Below are 5,424 nucleotides of genomic sequence, written 5' to 3'. Positions count from 1 at the left end.
AGCAGTTCAAGTTACCCGCCCGCCGAGAACGAAGTTACCCAAGGTGCATCAAAGCCAAACCACAGAAGTATGCGACGAGAAAACCTAGTAAAAACAATGCCAGTCAGGCTTAACTGACTGGCATTAGAGGCAAGCCTCTCCTTTCTGATGTTCGCAACGGCAGCCGCCATGCACTCAGTGCAGCTTCATGCTCGGGCGCAGCACCCGGTTGATGCGGCCCACCAGCATGATGAGGCCGGTCTTGATGTAGCCGTGCAGGGCCACCTGGTGCATCCGGTAGAGGGAGATGTAGACGATGCGGGCGATGTAACCCTCCACCATCATGGAGCCCCGCATCAGGTTGCCCATCAGGCTGCCCACGGTGGAGAAGCGGCTCAAGGAGACCAGGGAGCCGTGATCGTGATAGCGGTAGGGCTTCATCTCGCCGCCATTCATCTTGGCCAGGATGTTCTTGAACGCCTGGGTCGCCATCTGGTGGGCGGACTGGGCGCGGGGCGGCACGAACTTGCCGTCCGGCTGCGGGCAGGCGGCGCAGTCGCCGATGACGAAGATGTTCTCGTCCCGGGTGGTCTGCAGGGTCTCGTGGACCACCAGCTGGTTGATGCGGTTGGTTTCCAGGCCCGCGATCTCCTTCATGAAGTCCGGCGCCTTGATGCCCGCGGCCCACACCATGAGGTCTGCTTCAATCAGCTCCCCATCCTTGGTATGCAGACCCTCGGCGGTGGCTTCGGTGATCATGGTGGCGGTGCGCACGTCCACGCCCAGCTTCACCAGCTCCTGATGGGCGGAGCCGCTGATGCGCTCCGGCAGGGCAGGCAGGATGCGGGGGCCCGCTTCCACCAGGGTCACCTTGAGGCTGTCTGTGGTGAGGTTCTTGAAGCCGTAGGCGTAGAGCTGCTCCACCGCGTTGTAGAGCTCGGCGGAGAGTTCGACACCGGTGGCGCCGCCGCCGACGATGGCGATCTTCACCTTGTCACCGGGCTGGTATTCGGTGGCGAACTGCAGGAAGCGGTTCATCATGCTGTTGTAGAAGCGGTGCGCCTGTGAGGGGCTGTCCAGGAAGATGCAGTGATCCTTGATGCCCTTGGTGTTGAAGTCGTTGGAGACCGAGCCGATGGCCATCACCAGAATGTCGTAAGCCACTTCCCGCTCGTTGACCACCAGGGCGCCGCTCTCGTCGTGGATGGGGGCCAGCACGATGCGTTTCTCGTCGCGCTTGATGTCGGTCAGGCTGCCGAGCTGGAATTCGAAGCCGTGGTTCTTGGCGTGGGACTGGTAGCTCAGGGCATCGATGCCCGCATCCATGGAGCCGGTGGCCACTTCGTGCAGCAGGGGTTTCCACAGGTGGGTGCGATTGCGATCCACCAGGGTGATCCTGGCCTTGTTCTTCTTGCCCAGCTTGCGGCCCAGGCTGGTCGCAAGCTCGAGACCACCGGCGCCACCGCCTACAACGACAATATTGATCATGATGATTTTCCTTGGTTCCTCAAAACGAAAGGGAGCCATTGGCTCCCTAAAACGAAATCGGTTGACGTGATGGCTCAGGCTTCTTTGAAGGCCTTCATCCGTTGCAGATGGTGCGAGATGTTCTTGAACTTATGGGTCTCGCGCTCATCCCATACGATGTCGTAATAGTTCTTCAATTCACGTTCAGTGTCCCGATTATCGCGGATTTCATCCTGAACGGAAAGGATGCACAGGCAGTTTCCTGAATTTTTATTACGAAATTCGGTTACACACTTGGTGCCGATGTCCTCGTACTCTTCCGGCCTGTCGATCTTGCCCTGCATGTTCTCTTCCGGGTGCAGGTTGGGGTTGAAGACCACCTGCTTGATGCCGCACAGAAACCCGATCCGCTCGCTCCAGTAGCCACCCAGGCCCACGCCGCAGATGAGGGGTTTGGGATCCGTGCTCATGTCGAGCTGCTTCTTCACTTCCTTGAGCAGGTGGCTCATGTCGTGGCGGGGGTGAACCGTGCTGTAGTGCACGAAACGCACATCATCATCGATAAACTGCAACTGCAGCACTTTTTCATGATTGCCGGGGCTGGTGGCATCAAAGCCATGCAGATAGATGATCATGGACAAGACCTCAAAAACTGTGTCGGTTCTATCGAAACTACCCCAGCGACAGGGCCTTGCGCCACCAAAACATCCCACTTTCTTGCTTTGGATCACGCCCCTTCGGGCCACCAAACCGCGCGTCGGGGCCGCTGTGGCAGCGCCATGCCCCGGCGGGACATGGCGCAAACCGGGTCTGGCGAGGTTAACTGCCGCACTGGGCGAAGCGCGCCACCGCCGCTTCCACCAGGGCCAGGCTCCCCTGCCAGAAGGCGGGTTTTCGAATGTCCTGCCCCAAATGCCGTTCGACCAGTTCTTCGGCGCTCATGCGACCTGTGTCTCGCAGCAGGGCGCGGTAGGCCTTCGCCACCCCCGCCTCCCCTGCGGCCTGGCGGCTCATCAGCTGCTGATAGACCCCGAGGCTGAACAGATAGCCAAAGAGGTAGGGGTAGTTGTAAAAACCGAAGCCCGCGATGGAGAAGTGCGCCTTGGCGGCCCAGAACAAGGGGTGATAGCGGTCGAGGCTCTGCTCGTACCAGCGTCCCCAGGCCTCGTCGGTGAGCCCCTTGAGCCGGGCCGACGACACATAGCCCTGCTCGCGCTCGGCCACCAGGGCCCGCTCGAAGTCGAAGCGGGCCGGGATGTTAACCAGGAAGGTGGCGGCGCCGTCGGCATCCGCCCAGGCGATGGCCAGACGCTCCTCGGCGCTTCGGGCCTGCTCGTAGAGGGCGCTGCGCACCAGGGTCTCCGCGAAGATGGAGGCGGTCTCCGCCAGCGTCATGGGGTAGCTGCGCTGGCTCATGGGCAAGTCGCGGATGAGCCAGTTGTGCCAGGCGTGACCGAGCTCGTGGGCCAGCGTGATGACGTTGTCCATGGTGCCCGCATAGGTGATGAAGACCCGCGGCTCCACCGGCTCGGCAAACTTGGTGCAATAGGCCCCGGTGCGCCGGTTGGGGGTGGGGGCGGCATCAATCCAGCCGCGCTCGGCCATCATGCGGGCAAAGTCCCCCATCTCGGGGTCAAAGCGCGCGAAGGCCTGGGCGATGATGTCGACCGCCTCCTCGAAGGGGATCTCCCGGTGACTGGCGGCAGGGGGCGGCGCAAAGAGATCCTCCGGCCCCAGCACCTCGAGGCCGAGGTGACCGGCCATCAGCCCCAGGGCCCGCTGGCCCAGATGGCGGGCCTGCCAGGTCTCCGCCATCAGGGTATCCAGGGTCGCCCGCTCGATGTGGCTCTGGTGGCAGGAGAGATCCAGGGCATCGAGGCGCCGGTGTTTGCCGCGCTGGCGCGAGAGCTCCAGGCGCCAGCCGTTGAGGGCGTTGAGGATGGCCGCCACCGTCTCCTGCTCCCCTTCCCAGCCCGCGCTGATGGCATCGAAGGCCTCTTTGCGCAGGGCCCGATCCGGGCTGGAGAGCAGGTTGCTCGCCTCCGCCAGCCCCATCTCGCGACCCGCGATCACCAGCCTTATCTTGCCCACCAGATCGTTGTAGAGGTTGCCCCAGGCGTGCAGGCCGTCGGTGCCAAGGCCGATGACCAGCTGCTCCGCCTCCACCGGCAACCGCTGATCCTGCAGGCGACGCTCGTGGCGCAGCCGGTACCCCTCCTCCCCGAGCAGGGGGTCGGCCATCAGTTGCTCAAACTCGGGCGCAGGCAGCCCCAGCATCAGATCTTCGATGGGGGCAAGCGTCTTGAACAGATCCGCATTGAGGGCACGGGCCCGGGAGGCAACCTGCTTGGCGAGGGGATCCCGGGCGTCCTGGCTCCCCTTGCAGGCCGCCAGCACGGCGATGTTCCAGCCGATGTCGCGAATGCGGCGGGCCCGCAGGCGTACCTCCCTGAGGAAGTCCTGCAAGGCGCCTGGGGTGCGAGGCACCTGGGCCAGTCCCTCGATAAAACCGCTCAGCTCGGCCAGGCTGGCGCGGGCCAGGCTCATGTCCGCCTCGAGGACACAGCTGTCGAGGGAGGGGTAGATGTGATCATTTTGCCACTGCTGTGGATAGACTCGTTGTTGCATCGAACGCTCATCGTCAGGGACGGGCCTGGCCCGTCGTGAAATCCAGGTGGCCAGAGCCACCACCTTCGCGTGCAGGCATCACACCAGCCGCTCGAGGCGCACCACCGCCTCTTCCACATAGCGCAGGCTCTCCTGCCAGAACCCGGGTTCGCGGATGTCGACCCCCAGGTGCTTCTCCACCAGCGCCTCGGCGCTCATGCGGCCGGTATCTCGCAGCAGGGCGCGATAGGCGGGCACAAACTCGCCCCCGGCCCGCGCATGCTGGGCATAGAGCCCCAGGCTGAAGAGATAGCCAAACAGATAGGGGTAGTTGTAGAACCCGGACTCGGCGATGGAGAAGTGACCCTTGCTGGCCCAGAACAGCTCGTCATACTGGCTGAGGGCGTCACCATAGCACTGCAGCTGCGCCGATTTCATCATCTCCCGCATCTGGCTCGCCCCCACGTAACCCGCCTCCCGCGCCGTCACCAGGGCGCGCTCGAAGGCAAAGCGGGCGGGGATGTCGAGAAGCAGGCTCGCGGCCCGCTCCCCGTCCAGCCAGGCGATGGCCCGGCGCTGCTCCACCTTGTCGGTGGCGGCCAGCAGGGCATCGCGCACCAGGATCTCGGCAAAGAGGGAGGCGGTCTCCGCCAGCGTCTTGGGGTAGCCCCGCTGTTCGAAGGGAAGATCCCGCAGCAACCAGCTGTGCCAGGCGTGGCCGAGCTCATGGGCCAGGGTGATGACGTTGTCCATGGTCCCCTCGAAGGTGAGGAAGACCCTTGGCTCGGGCGGATCGGCATACTCGGTGCAATAGGCGCCGCTTCGCCTGTGCTCGCTCGGGGCGGCATCAATCCACCCCTTGTCGGCCATCATGCGGACAAACGCCCCCATCTCGGGATCGAAGGCGGCAAAGGCCTCCATCACAAGATTCAGCGCCTGCTCGAAGCCGAACTTGCCGTGTACGGCCTGGGGCGCCGGGGCAAAGAGATCCCAGGGGGCGAAGTCGGTGATCTGCTGGGCACAGGCCATGGCCCGCAAGGCGCGGCGCCCGAGCTCCCTGTGCTCCCCGGCCGCCGCCATCAGGGTCTCCAGGGTCGCGCCCGTGATGTGTTCCTGATGGCAGGTGACCTCGAGGGCATCCAGCCTGCGCCCCTTGCCGCGCTGGCGGCCGAGCTCGTTGCGCCAGCCGTTGATGGCGTTGAGAATGGCGGCCACCGTCTCCTGCTCCGCCTCCCAGGTGCCCTGGATGGCGTGCCAGGCACTGGCGCGCCGCGCCCTGTCCGGGTGGGCGAGCAGGTTGTCCGCCTGGGCAAGCCCCATGGGCACCCCCTCCACCACCGGCAGCAGCCGCCCCACCAGGTTGTCATAGAG

4 protein-coding genes are annotated in these 5,424 nt (G+C 64.2%); all 4 read right to left on the bottom strand.

The window, feature by feature from the left end:
* Nucleotides 1-174: 174 nt before the first annotated feature.
* Nucleotides 175-1,467: an NAD(P)/FAD-dependent oxidoreductase gene (locus C3418_RS22665; RefSeq protein WP_103859328.1), complete on the bottom strand. Its 1,293-nt coding sequence runs from the start codon at nt 1,465-1,467 to the stop codon at nt 175-177.
* Between the two features lie 74 nt (nt 1,468-1,541).
* On the bottom strand, nt 1,542-2,081 hold the full coding sequence (gene ycfP, locus C3418_RS22660; RefSeq protein WP_005331594.1) for an alpha/beta hydrolase YcfP: 540 nt from the start codon (nt 2,079-2,081) through the stop codon (nt 1,542-1,544).
* Between the two features lie 184 nt (nt 2,082-2,265).
* Nucleotides 2,266-4,074: a M3 family oligoendopeptidase gene (locus tag C3418_RS22655; protein ID WP_103859327.1), complete on the bottom strand. Its 1,809-nt coding sequence runs from the start codon at nt 4,072-4,074 to the stop codon at nt 2,266-2,268.
* Nucleotides 4,075-4,152: 78 nt separating this feature from the next.
* On the bottom strand, nt 4,153-5,424 hold a 1,272-nt coding region (locus tag C3418_RS22650), incomplete at its 5' end, for a M3 family metallopeptidase (RefSeq protein WP_103859326.1).

This window comes from Aeromonas sp. ASNIH8, assembly GCF_002919855.1.
Lineage (GTDB): Bacteria > Pseudomonadota > Gammaproteobacteria > Enterobacterales > Aeromonadaceae > Aeromonas > Aeromonas caviae.
This window is presented reverse-complemented; position numbering and strand designations above follow the sequence as displayed.

Excerpts from the sequence above, each read along its gene's own strand:
- C3418_RS22665 (WP_103859328.1), bottom strand. The coding sequence starts at position 1,467 with ATGATCAATATTGTCGTTGTAGGCGGTGGCGCCGGTGGTCTCGAGCTT.
- ycfP (WP_005331594.1), bottom strand. The coding sequence starts at position 2,081 with ATGATCATCTATCTGCATGGCTTTGATGCCACCAGCCCCGGCAATCAT.
- C3418_RS22655 (WP_103859327.1), bottom strand. The coding sequence starts at position 4,074 with ATGCAACAACGAGTCTATCCACAGCAGTGGCAAAATGATCACATCTAC.